The sequence below is a fragment of the Brachyspira pilosicoli P43/6/78 genome (genome assembly GCF_000325665.1).
Lineage (GTDB): Bacteria > Spirochaetota > Brachyspiria > Brachyspirales > Brachyspiraceae > Brachyspira > Brachyspira pilosicoli.
In genome coordinates this window covers 1,072,377-1,089,408 of sequence record NC_019908.1, presented here as the reverse complement: position 1 = coordinate 1,089,408, position 17,032 = coordinate 1,072,377, and the positions used below count along the sequence as shown (strand labels likewise).

The 17,032-nt window shown below is 26.4% G+C and carries 13 protein-coding genes and 1 pseudogene; 6 read left to right on the top strand and 8 right to left on the bottom strand.

Annotation, left to right across the window (positions count from 1 at the left end; all coding sequences use genetic code 11):
• Positions 1-25: 25 nt before the first annotated feature.
• Positions 26-1,357: a glucose-6-phosphate isomerase gene (locus BPP43_RS04830; RefSeq protein WP_015274343.1), complete on the bottom strand. Its 1,332-nt coding sequence runs from the start codon at positions 1,355-1,357 to the stop codon at positions 26-28.
• A 99-nt stretch (positions 1,358-1,456) separates the two neighbouring features.
• Between BPP43_RS04830 and dcd the strand changes: the two genes are divergently transcribed.
• Together dcd and BPP43_RS04820 are read left to right on the top strand one after the other, a co-directional pair.
• Entirely contained in the window at positions 1,457-1,975 is a 519-nt protein-coding gene (gene dcd, locus BPP43_RS04825; protein ID WP_013244920.1) for a dCTP deaminase, read from the top strand.
• Between the two features lie 19 nt (positions 1,976-1,994).
• Positions 1,995-2,987, top strand: coding sequence for an RluA family pseudouridine synthase (locus BPP43_RS04820; RefSeq protein WP_015274342.1), 993 nt, complete (start codon positions 1,995-1,997; stop codon positions 2,985-2,987).
• A gap of 270 nt (positions 2,988-3,257) precedes the next feature.
• Here the strand turns inward: BPP43_RS04820 and BPP43_RS04815 are convergent, their stop codons facing one another.
• On the bottom strand, positions 3,258-4,820 hold the full coding sequence (locus tag BPP43_RS04815) for a hypothetical protein (RefSeq protein WP_015274341.1): 1,563 nt from the start codon (positions 4,818-4,820) through the stop codon (positions 3,258-3,260).
• Positions 4,821-4,962: 142 nt separating this feature from the next.
• Here BPP43_RS04815 and BPP43_RS04810 point away from each other — a divergent pair, with 142 nt between their 5' ends.
• A complete protein-coding gene (locus BPP43_RS04810) occupies positions 4,963-5,358 on the top strand; it encodes a hypothetical protein (RefSeq protein WP_013244923.1) in 396 nt (131 codons plus the stop codon).
• An 83-nt stretch (positions 5,359-5,441) separates the two neighbouring features.
• Positions 5,442-5,798 carry an FMN-binding protein gene (locus tag BPP43_RS04805; RefSeq protein ID WP_014932744.1) on the top strand — a complete coding sequence of 119 codons (357 nt, stop codon included), beginning with the start codon at positions 5,442-5,444 and terminating at the stop codon, positions 5,796-5,798.
• A gap of 59 nt (positions 5,799-5,857) precedes the next feature.
• Here the strand turns inward: BPP43_RS04805 and BPP43_RS04800 are convergent, their stop codons facing one another.
• The 4 genes from BPP43_RS04800 to pbpC form a co-directional block, all read right to left on the bottom strand.
• Positions 5,858-7,405: a ComEC/Rec2 family competence protein gene (locus tag BPP43_RS04800; RefSeq protein WP_015274340.1), complete on the bottom strand. Its 1,548-nt coding sequence runs from the start codon at positions 7,403-7,405 to the stop codon at positions 5,858-5,860.
• 6 nt (positions 7,406-7,411) lie between these two features.
• The gene (locus BPP43_RS04795; RefSeq protein WP_013244926.1) at positions 7,412-7,978 is read right to left on the bottom strand and encodes a TetR/AcrR family transcriptional regulator; all 567 of its coding nucleotides are present in this window, start codon (positions 7,976-7,978) and stop codon (positions 7,412-7,414) included.
• A gap of 97 nt (positions 7,979-8,075) precedes the next feature.
• Complete coding sequence (locus tag BPP43_RS04790) at positions 8,076-8,744, bottom strand: FecR domain-containing protein (protein WP_014932746.1); 669 nt, start codon at positions 8,742-8,744, stop codon at positions 8,076-8,078.
• A gap of 66 nt (positions 8,745-8,810) precedes the next feature.
• Positions 8,811-11,255, bottom strand: a complete 2,445-nt coding sequence (pbpC, locus tag BPP43_RS04785) for a penicillin-binding protein 1C (protein ID WP_015274339.1) — start codon at positions 11,253-11,255, stop codon at positions 8,811-8,813.
• 432 nt (positions 11,256-11,687) lie between these two features.
• On the opposite strand from pbpC, the pseudogene BPP43_RS04780 reads away from it, so the two are divergent.
• Positions 11,688-12,885: pseudogene (locus tag BPP43_RS04780) on the top strand (hypothetical protein).
• Positions 12,886-12,916: 31 nt separating this feature from the next.
• Entirely contained in the window at positions 12,917-14,008 is a 1,092-nt protein-coding gene (locus BPP43_RS04775; protein ID WP_015274338.1) for an ankyrin repeat domain-containing protein, read from the top strand.
• A gap of 64 nt (positions 14,009-14,072) precedes the next feature.
• Here BPP43_RS04775 and pepT read toward each other — a convergent pair whose 3' ends face one another.
• Positions 14,073-15,311, bottom strand: coding sequence for a peptidase T (gene pepT, locus BPP43_RS04770; RefSeq protein WP_015274337.1), 1,239 nt, complete (start codon positions 15,309-15,311; stop codon positions 14,073-14,075).
• A gap of 28 nt (positions 15,312-15,339) precedes the next feature.
• Positions 15,340-16,896: an AbgT family transporter gene (locus BPP43_RS04765; protein ID WP_015274336.1), complete on the bottom strand. Its 1,557-nt coding sequence runs from the start codon at positions 16,894-16,896 to the stop codon at positions 15,340-15,342.
• Positions 16,897-17,032 lie beyond the last annotated feature (136 nt).

Below are 17,032 nucleotides of genomic sequence, written 5' to 3'. Positions count from 1 at the left end.
TTATTTATTTTTTTGATACAAAAGATTATTTATTTAATCTTGCCTTTAATTCTTTTCCCATTTTCTCATAGCCTTTTTTACCAAGCATAGCAAACATATTTTTCTTATAAGCCTCAACACCAGGCTGGTCAAATGGATTAACTCCAAGCATATGCCCAGATATACCGCAAGCTTTCTCAAAGAAATACATAAGCTCTCCAATAGTAAATGGAGTAATCTTGTCTATATCAACTATAATATTAGGAACTCCTCCATCAACATGGGCTAAAACAGTAGCCTCTAATGCAGATTTATTTATTTGATGTAAAGATTTTCCTTTTAAATAGTTAAGTCCGTCTAAATCAGATTCTTCTTTTTTTATTTTCAAATCTATCTCTTCTTCGTTTACTCTTATAACAGTTTCAAATAATCCTCTTCTTCCATCTTGTATAAATTGACCTAGAGAGTGTAAATCAGTAGAGAAATCTACAGAAGCAGGGAATATTCCTTTTTTATCTTTACCTTCACTTTCTCCGTATAATTGTTTCCACCATTCAGATATATAATGCATTCTTGGTATATAGTTTACCATTATTTCTGTATTAAAACCTTTACTGTAAAGTGCGTTTCTTAGCATAGCATAAAGCATAGAAGGGTTTTTCTTGTAGTCTGATTTTTTTGTAGCCTTAGCCATAGAATCAAAGCCTTTTATAAACTCTTTAATATCTATTCCAGCAACAGCTATAGGTATAAGTCCAACAGGAGTAAGCACAGAATATCTTCCTCCAACATCATCTGGTATAACAAAAGTTCTGTATTTATTTTCTGTAGATAATGTTTTTAATGCACCTTTTGATTTATCTGTAGTAGCTATTATTCTTTTTGCAGCTTCTTCTTTGCCATATCTTTTTTCAGCATATTCTTTTAATATTCTAAAAGCTATAGCAGGTTCTGTTGTAGTGCCGCTTTTTGATATAACATTAATATAAAAATCTTTATTTTTTAAATAGTCTAATAAATGTTTAAAATACTCACCATTCATATTATGACCAGCATATACAACTTGAGTATTACCTTTTTTAGCTTGAGCAAAAGGATTTAAGAAAGATTCTATAACAGCCTTTCCTCCAAGATATGAACCTCCAATACCAACAGATACTAAAATCTCAGCATTTTCTCTTATTTCTTTTGCTAAAGTTTCTATATCTTTTGCCATCTTCATAGCTTCAGTTGGAAGATTAACCCAACCTAAAAAATCATTGCCGGCACCTTTTTTATTTTCTAAAAGCTCATTAGCATACTGTGCTGAGCTTGCTAAATATTCTAATTCATGCTCTTGCAAAAAACTCAATACATTTTTATAATTTATAGATAGCATTTTTTACACCTCATATTATAGTTTTATAATACATAAATTATACAATAATAATACCGAAAAATAAAGAAAATAAATATAAAAAAATAAGGTACAAATAAAATGATTTTGTCTGGACTTGAAATAGAAAAGAATTTAAATAAAAATATTATAATAGAGCCTTTTAACAGAAAACAATTAAACTCAAATAGTTATAATGTAAGGCTGCATAATAAACTTTTAGTATATAAAGATAATGTACTAGATATGAAGAAGCCTAATGAAACTAAAGAAATAATTATACCAGAAACAGGATATCAGTTAGAGCCTAATCAGCTTTATTTGGGAAGAACTTTAGAATATACCAAAACAAAAAAATATGTGCCTATGATAGAGGGTAGGTCATCTATAGGAAGGCTTGGCATATTTATACATATTACTGCTGGATTTGGAGATGTTGGTTTTGCGGGTTATTGGACATTAGAGATATTTTGCATTAAGCCTATAATAATATATCCGGAAGTAGAAATTGCTCAGCTTTATTATCACACTATAGATGGTGAATATGAAGAGTATGCAAGCAGTAAATATCAAAACAACACTGATGTTCAGCCTAGCATGCTTTACAAAGATTTTAAATAATTATCAATAAAATCAAATTATGAAAAAATCTAAAAATAAACTCAATTCTACTAATAAAGAATTATATGAAGGTGCTGTTATAAGGAAGTGCCGTATCGAAGAAGATATTGAATCTATGCGATTAGATAAATATATGGGAAACAGATTTTCTTATTATTCCAGAAACAAGTGGCAGGATTTGATAGGTGAGGGGCTTGTATTAGTAAACGGAGAGAAGATAAAATATACTAGAACTATTTCAAAAGGCGATGAGATATCATACTATTTTAAAGATATGAAAGAGCCTGAAGTAAATAAAGATATAGAGATAATTTATGATGATGGCGATTTAATTATAGTGAATAAGCCTGCTAATTTGCCTGTTATTCCTTCTGGAAAATATTATTACAATACTTTGCATACTATTATGCAAGAGAGATTAAGATGTCATTTAAATATGATTAACAGAATAGACAGAGAGACGAGCGGGTGTGTAATACTTTCTCGCGGTTCTTTAGTTGCTTCAAAGTTTTGTGCTATGCTTGCAAATAAAAATAATAATAATATAAAAAAAACTTATATTGCCATAGTGGAGAATGCTAAAGATATAGAAGATTCTTTTACCGTTGAAGGATATATGCAAGAGGTAGGCGATAAACTTTATAGAAGATATCAAATACTTCATAAAGAAAATGTTGAAGATTCAAAATATTCAAAGACAAAGTTTAAAACTGTAAAAAAAATAGGCGATTATGCCATACTAAAAATAAGGCTCTACACAGGACGAATGCATCAAATAAGGGTGCATCTTCATTCAAAGAATCTCTATATGGTTGGAGATAAAATATATGGTAAATACGGTCCTAAAGTTTTTAATTCTTTTATAGAAAAAAGTATTATACCAGAAGGATTTTTTTATAGGCAGGCACTTCATTCTTATATGTTAGAGTTTAATCACCCAATTACCAATGAACGTATAAAAGTAAAGGCAAAAATACCAAAAGACTTAAAAGATTTTATTGTTAGCATATAGTGAAAATTTTTAAGTTCGTTAAAAAATATATTTTTATTTTAATTATTTGCAGGGCTTTGCCCCGCACCCCAGTTCTTTTGTTGGCACAAAGAACCAAAAAGACTGCATTTTTATGAAATATAGCTAAAAATATATGGTATTATTTATATATTTACTTTATATAAAAATATTCAATTTGCATTTTCGCAAAGCGTGTCCGAAGGACAAAAAACTTTTTGCTGCGGGAAAAAGTTGAATAAAATAAAAAATCTACTGCAAAATATATTTATTTCAGTATATAAAACCGTTCTTTATTATAAATACATTCTTGCCGTCTGAGGCTATTGATATAGCTTCGCTGCTGTAGGCATCTATTTCTGATATATAATCATAGCCGCCTAACTCTTTTCTTGTAGCTGTTTCTTTATTCCATATAAAATAATACTTTCTTCCAAGTCTCTCTGCTGTAAAAGCAAAAGAATCTCCATAAAACTTAAATGAAGTTACAGTGTTGTATGAAGGGCTTTCAAAGTTGTCGGATATAATATATTCTCTGTCATTTTTTGAAGCGTTGTATACTAATTCATTATTGTCAGAGAAGTATATATTATTTATTTTATTGTATTCTTCATTAATTTTTTTGTTATTAAAAATTATAAAAGATATATTATTGCTGCTTACTCCATAGGCAAAGTTTTTTGAGTCTTTGGAATATTGATAAGTATATATATTATCATAGCTACCTAGCATATTTCCTTTAACATATAATTGCATCATATTGTTTGTGTCTATATTAATAAATACTAAACTTTGACCGTCTGGAGAAAAACTCATATTTGTAATTAAATTAAACTCTCCTATATTTCTATTGTTTATTAATATGCTTGTGTTTATAAATTCGTTTGTAATAATATTTGTATCTCCGAAATTCAATGTGTTTTCTACTATGTTTGTAATAATATTTGTAACCATCATTAATGCTATAGTGTTTGATTGACCTTTTACAGTTATTCCTTCTTCATTTGTATAAACACTTATATTAGATAGATTATAATTTGTAACAGTAGATATATTTGTAAGAATAGTATCGTTTGTGTTAATATTTGTAGACATCATATTATCATTTGTTGTTATTAAATTAGTGTCTATTTGAGGCATTAATTTTACAGCAAAGGCTTGATTTTGTAAGCTGTATGAAGCTAAATCATCAACAGATATAAAACTCTCTGTATCATTATTTCCATTATATATAACAGCACTTCCTTCACTGTTTATAACATACATTAAAGTTCTTCCGTCAATACCATATTTCATCTTTTCTGCTTTTCCCGAAACGGATTTTTCTTCTCCATTGATATTAACAAAATATTCTCCGTCTCTAGAATAAGAAAATGCATAGTTATTATTATTTATAACATATTCATATAATTCAGAGTATTGAGTTGCTGCTTCTCCATTAATAACTGCAATACCATAATCCATAAGTCTTGCAAATATTATAGAATTGTTCTCAGCAAAAGCAGAAGCTTCTATAGAATCAAATTCCTGTTCTTTATTGCCGTATATAACAACCCACATATCTTTACCAATAGAAGGTTTTAGCATAGTAGCAACTAATGTGCCATTTGGTAATACTTTTATTATACCAGAATCTTTGTATCCTTCTAATCTGCTGTTTTTATAGAGTATATCATATGTTTGGTTATTAGCGTTATTTTTCTCTATGATTATAGCATAGTTTGTATCATTTAATATATGAGCATTCTTTAGAGTTTCATTGTTTTGTAATGTGTATATTTGAGGGAATAGTAAATTGCTTATTAATATAAAATAAATAGGTATGTATTTTTTCATAGTAAATTCCAATTGTTTTTATAAAGAAAATTATTTATATACTCGGTAATATTATAAACTAAAATTAATAATATACAAAATTATCTTATTAAAAAAACTAAATTTTTACGATTATTTTTTATATAAAATACTTGAGGTTGTTATGAGATATTTTATTATAATATTGCTTTTTATTTATTCTTGCAGCTCTGTAAATACTAATTCTAAAACTCTTAATAATGGTTGGATTAATGAAAATAAATTTAGCATTAATTCTATAGGCTATCCAAATAGTGATAATAATGCCACATTAGAAGAAAATAAAAATAGTGCTTATAATGCTGCTTTATCTCTTTCTATTGTTAAAATTGAGAATGCTTTTTCAAAAGAATTGCCTCAAAATTATAAATATTATGATGATTTAAAAAGTTTTATATCTAATAATGTGAAAGTAGAATATGCAAATTATGTAGATAATAGATACTATAATATAATGGTTTCTATAGAATATGATAATTTATTAGATAATTTAAGAAAAGGTAAAAAAATAACAAAATAGTGTAAATTTTTTTGTTTTTATTTTACTTTTAAATTAAATATGAGTTTTTATAAGAATAAAAATATATACAATAGGAGAAAAGTATGAAGTCTACTAAATTGATTGCATTTGTAGGTTCAATTGCATTATTATTTGGTATGATAGCTTTTGCTCAAACTCAAATTGATTTGGCTAAGATACCTGATGGTACTTATTTGGGCAATTACAAAGCTACTTACAAAACTAAACAAGGTGACTACCAAGCTAAAGTAACAGTTCAAGGTGGTAAATTAACTAAAGTTGTAATGACTAAATGTGCTCATTCAAGCGGTCCTGCTAGAGCTAAAGCAGCTTATGACCAAATGATTAAAGCTAACAACATTTATGTTGATGGTGTTACTGGTGCTACTTGGAAAGCTCTTGTTGAAGATGCTTTAACTAAATTAACTCCAGCAAAATAATCTTAAAAATAGGTGAAAAATTGTATTAGAAAGTGTATTCAAATATGAATACACTTTTTTTATATACTTTTATTTATTTTTATATTTAATAATAATCCTATTAGCATAATGACAAAAGTAATAAATATTGCTATATACATATTTAATTCAAAATTATATCTTAAGTATTGAAAATCAGAAATTCCTTTAGATAATTCTATTAAAAGATTTGCAGCAAACTCTGTTGTTTTTGCTGGGTATATTGATAGACTATTAAATATTTGATATGTGAATATAGTTATTAATGATGATGAGAGTATAATAAAAGATAATGGTACAGCGAATATATTTGCTATTATTGAGTTAAGATTTAAAATTTTAAAATGGTATATATTTAATGGAAGTATTGATATAAGTGATATTATATTAATTGCCAAAAATCCTAATATGGTTATAAATATATTTTTTAAAAAAGTATTTATTTTCAAGTTTTTAATTTTTGATATTATATAAAAATTATAAATAGGGTAGTATAATATTATGCCTAATGTTGCTAAAAATGAAAATTGAAAACTTATTTCTTTTATAGAGTTTGGTTCTATCAGTAATATTATTAATGCTGCCAAAAATAGAGAGTTTACATTGTTTCTGTTTCTGTCAAAGTAGTAGGATATTAATATACAAAGAGCCATTATACTTGAACGAACTATTGAAACAGAGAATATGCTTACAGTTGGGTATATTATTATAGTTATGATTGTAGAGATGAATATTTTGTTATAAAAGTTTATTGGAAAAAAAGATAATGCTGTAAATAATATAAAAAGTATCATAGATATATGAAGACCAGATATTGATAATATATGAGATATTCCAGAGTTTATAAAGTATTGATTAATATCTGCCGGTATAATATTCTTATCTCCTGTAATTATGCATTGAGCAACTGAATAGCTTATTGGTTCTATATGTTCAGCTAAAGATTTTTTTATTGTATTTCTAAAATATAGACCGATTCTATTTAGAAAGTTTAATATTGAAAAAGCTTCTTTTTGTACAGTAAAATTAATATATGGATAAATACTGCTTACACCATAGAGCATTTGATTTTCTAATGCTTTTACTATATTGATGTTATTTGTAAGTAAATTTTTATATAGATTAATTTTTGTGTATACTGTAATAGTATCATTTATATATATTGGTTTTGCTGAGTTATGATATAGTCTAATTTTTCCAGCATAATTATACCAATTCTCTCCGTCATAAACTTTATCAACATAGGCAATATATCTGTCTCTAAAATTAATCACTCCATCATAATCTATTATTTTGCAATTATATCCTTTAATTTCTTTGTTAAATTCTTTTAATGGCGATAAAAATATATTGTAATATCTAGAAATTGTATAACTATAACCCAAAAAAAATACTGAAATTATTAAAATAAAAAAGCTATTTTTGTTGCATACAGCAAGAATTATTGATATTACTATTAGAATAAAAGATATTATTAATGATATATAAAAAAAATAATTGCTGTTAAACTTTAATGCAATAGATATACCAAAAGCAAAGCTTGTTGTAATATAAAGTATATATGTAATAGGATAGGGTATTTTCATCATTAATAATTATCTTTTTACTATTCCATAGAAGATAATATTAATTATGATATCTAAATCTTTTTCATTATTTTCTATATTTTTATTTTTTGCCCACTCCATTTCAAAACCCTTAATGATTGCTAGTATTGATTCTGTGGCAAGTCTTAAATCTATATTAAATAAACCCTTTTTTACACCGCTTCTTAATATCATTTTGATAGTATCATATTCTTCTTTATGATATTTAGCTCTCATATGTTCTATTAATGTAAAATCTTCAAATATTTCACTATGAAGTGCCTCATAAAGATTAGCTAATTTAATATATCCCTTTTGCCTTGTAAGTATATATGCTCTTATTTTGGCTTCGGCGGTATCTTCTTTTTTTATTGCCTCGTATATAGACCTTTTTAAATCTGATGCTTCATTTTCAGCTATGGCAAAAAAAATTTCTTCTTTACTTTTAAAATAATGATAGATACTGCTTTTAGATTTGTGAACCATTAAAGCAATATCACTCATAGATGTTTTTTTAAATCCATATTTTTTGAATAGCTTTTTTCCAGCATTAACAATTTGTTCTCTTGGATTCATTTGTATCCTTCATATAACTTTCTTCTATAATTATATATAATATTTTTTATTTGTCAAAAGTTATATGAAGATAGCAATATTATATAAAGTTTTTAATTTATTTTTCTATAGTAGATTGATTAACATTGATTACTGTATTATCAGGTAAAGTTACTATACTTCTATAAAAATTTACTTGAGTAACATTATTAGCATAAGGCATATTAATTATTTCATTTAAATAACTTTTAATATTTGCATTCAAAACTATATTGCCTGTAGTTATTTCTGTATTTGATATATTAGCCTGCATAAAAGTACTAAGTTCTGTATTATTATTAATTTTAGCAGAACCAGATAATACTTTAACAGTAGTTATACCATTATTGTTGGCTATTATAGCAGTACCTCTCATAGAAATATTAGCATTTGGAGTAATTATATTGATTGAATCAAGTTTTGTAATTGCTATAATTTCTCCGGAAGATAATGTGAATTTTATATTATTATTTCTATCTAATGACTCATCTATATTTAGAGAAGTATTTTGTTTTAGTTTAAATAAAGAATTATTTTGTATATAATAAGTTAAGTAAGAATTTCCCTGCAATGTTAATCTATCATTACTAAATAATAAATCGCCAATATTAGCAGGTTTAGCTATTATATCTTTTGATGTAATTTTTACTTCACCTTGAACTGATACTACTTCCATATAATTAGCATTATATTGGGCATTTAAAGCAAAAGCACATACAAATATTATAGCAATTATTTTTTTATACATTTGTAAAACTCCATAATACATTTTGGTATATTATCGGAAATATTTTTTATATATACATAATATTTTTTATTGTACAAATATATTTACTTTTATACTGTTTAAGTTTTGATTTTCTTTATTTAGTGCTTTTATATAAAAACTATGCTCTCCTTCTTCTAATTTCCATCTAATATTTCCGCTTTTTAATTCTTCTATGCTTGCTATAATTTTATCATCACAGTATAGATTTGCTGAGACAATATTTTCTGGTATATATGTTTTTATAAATATGTTTTGATATTCTTTTGGAAGGGTAGAATCTATTTTATATACGGAGTTATCTGTAGGTGATGTAATCATTATATTTTTTGAGTATTCACTTTTTTCTCTGTAAGTTAATGTTCTATTATAAATATTATCAGCTTTTATCCAATCTCTTGTTGGAGTTTCTATTTGCTGTTCTTTTATCCAGCCATTATATTCTGAAGGAAGGTTTACAAATACTTTTTTGCTTATGCTTCCATCTTCATTATTTTTTATATACAAATTATGAACATCGCATTCTTCTGTTGGTACATGTTCTTTAGAAAACTCTTCATTTCTATATTCTTTACAAAACTCTCCTCTTAGTTTTCCGCTTATTAAACATATATCTCTATTTACTATATTTTCTGGCTTATTCCATTTTGTTTCTTTTTGACTTTTATTAAGCATGATAAATAAATCATATATTATAGGAACAGCTCCGTTTCCGCCTGTAATATTTATCATCTCGCTTCCCTTAAAATCTCCAAGCCAAATACCAACTATATAGTCTTTAGTGTATCCAATACCCCAAGCATCTCTCGAGCCTTTTGATGTACCTGTTTTTATGGCAACAGAAAAAGGATAAACAATTCCTCTATAGCTTCTAAAAGAACCCATTCTTGCATTTCTGTCTGATAATATGCTTGTTATAAGGTAGGCACTTTCTTTTGATATTACCTGCCTTGTGCTTTTTTTGGGTATATTTATTATTTCTCCATTTTCTTTTTTTAATGATTTTATAGAATAATGATTTATAAATTTGCCTTCATTTGGAAATATGGTGTAGGCTGAAACCAAATCAACTAATCTCACCTCAGCACTTCCAAGCACGAGAGAATAACCATAATAATCTGGATTTTTGTTTATAGAGCTTAAACCAGATTTTAATAATATATTTTGAAAATCTCTTATACTGTATCTTGCAAGCCATTTTACAGCTGGTATATTTAGAGAATTAGCAAGTGCATCTCTTATTGTAACAGGACCATGATATTTATGATTAAAGTTCTCTGGTATATAATCCCCTCCAGGTGAGTTTATATAAGTTTTAACATCGGCTATAACAGAGGCAGGAGTTTCACCTTTATCAAATAAATATCCATACAAAAAAGGTTTTAAGGTGCTTCCAGCTTGCCTTAAAGAAGTAGCTCCATTAACAGCCCCATCAACTTCTTTATCAAAATAATCCATAGAGCCTATCATAGATAATATTTCACCTGTTTTAGCATTTAATATAACGCATGAAATATTTCTTACATTGAATGTGTGAAGTGATTGACTTGCATTGCTTATTACTGTTATTGCTTCTTGTTGAAGTTTATAGTCTAGAGTGGTTTTTATTTCTGTTATGTTGTTGTATTTTAATTGTGCTAATGATTCTTTTGCATACATTGTAAAGTGCGGTGCTTTGAAAGTATATTCATCTTTATTGTTGTATACATCTATCTTTTCATTAATATTTTTTTGATATTCTGCATCATCTATATAGCCGTTATTTTTCATTTCGTTTATAACATATATTCTTCTGTCATTTAACCTCTCTTCATATTTGTATGGATTAAACTTTGTGCCTGATTTTATAATTGAAGCTAGTATTGCTGATTCATTTACATTTAAATCTTTTGGCTCTTTTTTGAAATAAACTTGAGAGGCAGCTCCCACTCCATAGCAGTTATTGCCTAAAAAAACTCTATTTAAATATTCTGTAATAATTTCTTCTTTTGATAGGTTTCTTTCTAATCTTATGGCGTCTAATGCTTCATAGAATTTATTAATATATGTTCTCTCTCTTGGTATTATGCTTTTTGCTAGCTGCTGAGTAATAGTGCTTCCTCCAGATACCACTCTGCCGCTTATTATATTAGCTAAAAAGGCTCTCATTATTGCTTTATAATCTATTGCATTATGCTTAAAAAAGTTTTTGTCTTCAGCACTTATGACTGCATTTATGAGGTTTGTTGATATGTCGTTGTATTTTACTTCACTATAAAAACCGCCTTGTTTTGGAAAGAGTGTTGATATTAAAATATTGTTTCTGTCATATATTTTTAATACTCTCTCTTCGTCTAAATTTAATTCATCTTTTGTAAATGGTATATTTATATAATCCTTACAAAACTTATAAAAATCATATCCCTTTGGAATAAATATTACTGATAATACTAAAACAGAAATTAATAAAATATATATTATAGCTAATGATATTCTTCTAATTATTTTTTCCATAAGCAGTTTTCCATAAACCTATATTTTTATTTTACAATAAAATGAACAATAGTCAATTTTTTGTTATATTGTAATAATTTTTAAATTTGGCAATTTTTAATTTTTTAGTCTTGTAATTTGTGGGGACTAGCCACCACACCCCCAGTTCTTTTATTGATATAAAAGAACCAAAAGAACTGCATTTTAATAAAGTATACCTTTAGGTGAATCAAAATATATGTGTAATCTTACATTTTATAAATATTCAATCATATAAAATTAAAACACTTGCACTTTTTGGTTCTTTTGACGAAGTCCGCACCGCGAGCGGCGGGAAAAAGAACAATAAAAAAATTATAAAATATAATCATAATCCATAAATGCTTTACAATTTTCTATTATCATTTATAATTCACTTTCAAACATTAATATACCTACAGAGGCTATCTCAATATGTCTGAAAATAAATTAATTAATAACAGTACTAAAAAGATATTATATTTTTTATTAGTATTTACTCTTATGATGTTTTCTTCTATTCCTATGGATATACAAATATTATTGTTTGATACTACATATGATTCTGAAAAATTAATTTATAATATAATTTTTAATAGTTTTTATTTTCAAGTATTTTACTTTTTTTGTTATTCATTTTTATTTAGTATAAACAGTAATTTTGAAAATGTTAATAAAAGAACTGTATTAATAACATTTTTTATCATTTTTACTTGTGCTTTTACTTGGTATATTTACTTCAGCTCCGTTAAAAGATGAAATACCTAATATGCTCGATTTTTTTATGTCTAATATAATGATTAATAAAAGCATACTATCATATATAATATTTTTTATTATAATAGTTTTGGCAGATAACAATTTTAAAAATAATATATCTAATAGTTTTACTAAATTAGGAGATATAATTTTCTTTTCTGCAATAGCTGCAATTATTGCATTTGTATTTTGTATATTTATTGTTTTTTTATATGACAGATTTATTTTTAGAACTAATATAGCAAGTGATTTAGAACCGTTAATTGAAAAGCTCATTTTTATGTCTATTATATTTGTTCTTTCTATAATACCTTTTATATTTTTCTTTATTCAAAAGAGATTTAAAACTGTTTTGTCAATATATATTTCTAGAGTCTTATTATTTATATATTCATTTTTAATATTTATTTTGTTTTTTGCATTATTATATGAACCTATAAGACCTTTTGAAAATATGAAGTCTTTTATAGTTTATAATATATTATTATATTTATTTGTATTTACTTTATATTTTGTGAGGGCTGATTATAAGGCTGGAATAATAACAAAAGCAATTTATATAATATTTCCAATACTAGCATTTTTATTTAATATATTAGTATTAGGTGCAAGCATATACAGAGTGATTATTTCTGAAGTGAAAATAAATGAAGTTTCTATTACAGTTCTTAATACTATAATAGCTGTTAATTTAACATACATAATAGTACAAAATATAAAATCTATAATAACAACTTTAAAAAACAATGTGAATATAAATGAAGCAATAATTGGAAATAATAAAATATATAGTTTTATTTATGTTTATGGAATTTACTCATTTATTTTTTCTTTTATAGCTCCTATTGTAATGATATTTCTAAAAAATAAATAAAAGTTTAATAATTTAAAGAGGTTTATGAATTATGAAAAAGTTAATATTTATTTTATTTTTATTTAGTCTGTGCTTATACGGTCAAAATAATAATAAAAGCAAAGTTTCTGAAAAATTAATAGATTATGTTAATGAAGGCAATATTAAAGAAGCTGAAAATATTCTTAAAAAATATAATGATTATGTAAATAATCGTAATTATGAGGGATTTACATTGTTATCTCTTGCCGTTATGGATAATAATATAGAAATGGCTAAGCTTCTTTTGAAATATAAAGCAGATGTTAATGAGACAGTATATCTTACAGATAGTGTATTAATACTTGCAATTGATAATAATAATATGGAAATGGTTAAACTTCTTTTAAGTTATGGTGCTGATATTAATTATCAGGGCTTTAGAGGAAGAACTGCATTATTTTCTGCTTTAGAACATAATAGAAAAGAAAATATTGAAATGGTAAAACTCTTAATAAAAAATAAAGCCGATGTTAATATAGCTTATGACGGAGATGATGAAAACGAAGAAACACCTTTAATGTATGCTGCTATGAAAGGCTATAAAGAAACTGTAAAAATATTAATTGAAAATAAAGCTGATATAAATAAAAGAAACAGAAATAATGCAAATGCTTTGATTTATGCTTATATGTATGGACATGATGATATAGCAGATATTTTACTTCAAAATGGTTCTGATTCTTTGGATAGAAGTTTGAAAGTTTGTGATCTTAATCAAGAAACTTTGCTTAGTTATAGTGTTCCATTGATAACTGCAGTAAATTATTCTACTAATGAAGTTTTTTTACAGAAGTTAATTGATAATAGTGCTGATGTAGATTATAAAACTTATGATAACAAAACTGCATTGATAGAAGCTGCTTCTTATAACAATATTAATGCTGTAAAAATACTTCTTAAAAATAATGCCGATGTTAATGTTCAAAATAAGTATGGTATGACAGCATTGATGTGGGCTTGTCATAGAGGAAATTTAGAAATGACAAAAATGCTTTTAGATGCTGGTGCTGATAAAAGTATAAAAAGAGGTAATTATGATGCCTTGTATTATGCAAGAGAATACGGAAAAAATGAAGAGATTATAAAACTTCTTACAAGATAAAAAATAATTTACTAATAAAGCAAAAGATTATTTATAATCAATTGCTTTATTAATAAAACTATAATTATTTTGAAGATATAATTCTTATTATTTCAAGAGTAGTTTCTAAACTTTTATGAAATGATGGTATAGGCAAAAACTCATATATAGAGTGGAAATTATGTGCACCTGTAAAATAGTTTGGTGTTAGTAGGCCTTTTACAGATAATGCTGAGCCGTCTGTACCGCCTCTCATTGATAAAGTTTTTGCTTCTATATTTAAGTTTTTCATTGCCTCATAAATAACATCTATAGGAAACTTATCTTCTTTAACAGAGTCAGCTATATTGCCGTATACATCTTCAATAGTTAGTTCTATTTTTGCTCTAGGTTCTAATTTTTGATGTTTTTCAACAGCCTCTCTAATCTTAGCTTTTTTCTCTTCATAGAGTTTTTTGTTATGGTCTCTAATATTTAATTTTAAAGAAGCATTTCTCTGATTTCCGCTAATACCTTGCACCCAAATGTATCCTTCTTTTTTTTCTGTACATTCAGGAGTTTGCTTTCTATCGAATTCATTAGCTATATCTATTGCTATAAGTATAGGGTTCACCAATACACCTTTAGCACTCATAGGGTGAGCAGTTACTCCTTCTATCTCTATAGAAGCACTTCCAGCATTGAATGTTTCATATACTACTTCTCCTATTTCGCATGAATCTATAGTGTATGCAAAATCCGGCTTAAATACATTCAAATCTAATTGCTTAGAACCAAGAAGTCCTATCTCTTCATCTGGGACAAAAGCTATATATATATCGCCATGCTCTATATTATTATCTTTGATATATTTTAATGCAGACATTATTGTTGATATTGCTGCTTTGTTATCAGCACCTAATACACTTGTTCCATCAGAAAATATAATATCATTGTTTATATAATTTTTTATTTCAGGGTGTTCTGATACTTTAAACATTATATTTTTTTCTTTGTTTAAGCATAAATCATTGCCTTCAAATTTAAGTATCTGAGCATGAACATCTCCTGTAAGTCCAATATCAACAGTATCAAGATGTGCTACAAATCCAATAGAATGTATATTATCTTTATTTTTTGGAAGCAATGCTGTAACAATAGAATTATCATTTACAACAACATTTATTAAACCTAAAGCTTTCAAATCTTCTGCTAAAACTTTTGCTAACTTCATCTGTCCTTCAGAGCTTGGAAGTGTTTTTGAAGATGCATTGCTTTGACTTGGTATAGAAGAATATTTAAAAAAACTGTCAATTTGAAATTTTTTAATATCATCGTTTAACATATTATTTTACCTCTTTTAAGTTAATTATTTAATGAACTGGCGGATAAACATAGCCGCTATTAAATCCTATAGGTATATTTAATCCCCAGAATATATAAAGCATTATCATAAGAACAATTAATAAACCTATACTATAAGGAAGCATCATAGAAGATAATGTTCCCACACCTGTTTTATTACAGTATTTCTGACAATAAGAAATTATTAACGGATAGAATGCAAACATTGGAGTTACAACGTTTATAGCAGAATCGCTTACTCTAAATGCTGCTTGAGTTAATTCTGGAGATATCCCTACAGCCATAAGCATAGGTACAAATATTGGTGCTAATATTGCCCATTTTGATGAAGCTGAAGTTATTAATAAATTTAGTATTGCTGTAAGTAAAGTGATGCCTGCTACTGTTATTTGCGGTGCCATATTTAAAGATTTTAAAAACTCAGCACCAGATATAGCTATCAATGTTCCAACATTAGAGTTTCCAAATACATACAAAAACTGAGCACAGAAAAATGAAAAAGTTAAAAATGAAGCTAAATTTTTAACACTTCCAGCCATAGCTAAACTAAACTCTTTTGTAGTTCTAAATTTGTTAGTAAGCTTTCCATATATATATCCAGGTATTACTAAGAATAAAAATAGTATAGGTACTATTGCTTGCATTACAGGAGCATCTGGAGTAGTTAATTCGCCGTTTGGAGATCTTAATAAAGAGTTCTCTGGAATAAGTAAAACTACTAAAAGCACAATCATTAATATTAAAACAGAAAATGCTATTTTAAAGGCTCTATTTTCTTCTTTTGTTATTGAAGAAATACTTGTATCTTCTGGTTTAATGCCTTCATCAATAGGCATAGTTTTCCATAAGAAAGGCTCTACTATTTTATCTGTTATAAACCAACATACTAAAATTACAGCAAAAGTTGATGATATGCTTAAAAAATAATTACATAAAACATTTACTGTATAAGTAGGGTCTATGAGTCTTGCTGCTCCTTGAGTAAAGCCTTGCATTATAGGGTCTATTGTAGAAGGAGTGTAACTTGCAGAAAAACCTCCGGCAAGCCCTGCAAATGAAGCTGCTATTCCTGCTAATGGGTGTCTTCCTACTGCAAAAAACATTATAGAAGCTATAGGCATTAGTATTACATAAGAAGAATCTGAAGTTATATGGCTTACAACAGAAATAAATATAATTGCTGGTGCTATTGCTTTTTTTGGTATAATAGCTAGTAATTTTATAAGAATCATTCTAATAAATCCGCTTCCTTCAGCTGCTCCTATGCCGAGTGTAGCTACAATTGTGATACCTAAAGGAGGGAAGTTTATAAAGTTGTATGTCATCTTTGTTATAAACTTTGTTATTTCTGCTGGAGCAAGCATATTAATAATTTTTATTTGCTCTCCTGTGGTAGGGTGAAAGTAATTAAATGTAAAATGAGACAATATCCATGACACTATAAGCATTATAAAAAATGCTATTAAAAATAAAATAGTGATGTCTGGAAGTTTGTTTCCTACTGTCTCAATGACATTTAAAAAACTTTCAAACTTATTTGACTTTTTCATGTCTTTAGTATTCATAATAATACTCCTGTTATAAAACTTTATAAATAAAATAACTATAAAATTAAATATTTATAATTATATAGTTGAAATAAATAACATAATTTGCCGGTTTTAAAATAAAAAAGTATTATTTATTTTATTAGATTAAAAT

What these genes read in the sequence shown, in the direction of transcription:
- BPP43_RS04830 (WP_015274343.1), bottom strand. Translation starts at nt 1,357, where the DNA reads ATGCTATCTATAAATTATAAAAATGTATTGAGTTTTTTGCAAGAGCAT.
- dcd (WP_013244920.1), top strand. Translation starts at nt 1,457, where the DNA reads ATGATTTTGTCTGGACTTGAAATAGAAAAGAATTTAAATAAAAATATT.
- BPP43_RS04820 (WP_015274342.1), top strand. Translation starts at nt 1,995, where the DNA reads ATGAAAAAATCTAAAAATAAACTCAATTCTACTAATAAAGAATTATAT.
- BPP43_RS04815 (WP_015274341.1), bottom strand. Translation starts at nt 4,820, where the DNA reads ATGAAAAAATACATACCTATTTATTTTATATTAATAAGCAATTTACTA.
- BPP43_RS04810 (WP_013244923.1), top strand. Translation starts at nt 4,963, where the DNA reads ATGAGATATTTTATTATAATATTGCTTTTTATTTATTCTTGCAGCTCT.
- BPP43_RS04805 (WP_014932744.1), top strand. Translation starts at nt 5,442, where the DNA reads ATGAAGTCTACTAAATTGATTGCATTTGTAGGTTCAATTGCATTATTA.
- BPP43_RS04800 (WP_015274340.1), bottom strand. Translation starts at nt 7,405, where the DNA reads ATGATGAAAATACCCTATCCTATTACATATATACTTTATATTACAACA.
- BPP43_RS04795 (WP_013244926.1), bottom strand. Translation starts at nt 7,978, where the DNA reads ATGAATCCAAGAGAACAAATTGTTAATGCTGGAAAAAAGCTATTCAAA.
- BPP43_RS04790 (WP_014932746.1), bottom strand. Translation starts at nt 8,744, where the DNA reads ATGTATAAAAAAATAATTGCTATAATATTTGTATGTGCTTTTGCTTTA.
- pbpC (WP_015274339.1), bottom strand. Translation starts at nt 11,255, where the DNA reads ATGGAAAAAATAATTAGAAGAATATCATTAGCTATAATATATATTTTA.
- BPP43_RS04775 (WP_015274338.1), top strand. Translation starts at nt 12,917, where the DNA reads ATGAAAAAGTTAATATTTATTTTATTTTTATTTAGTCTGTGCTTATAC.
- pepT (WP_015274337.1), bottom strand. Translation starts at nt 15,311, where the DNA reads ATGTTAAACGATGATATTAAAAAATTTCAAATTGACAGTTTTTTTAAA.
- BPP43_RS04765 (WP_015274336.1), bottom strand. Translation starts at nt 16,896, where the DNA reads ATGAATACTAAAGACATGAAAAAGTCAAATAAGTTTGAAAGTTTTTTA.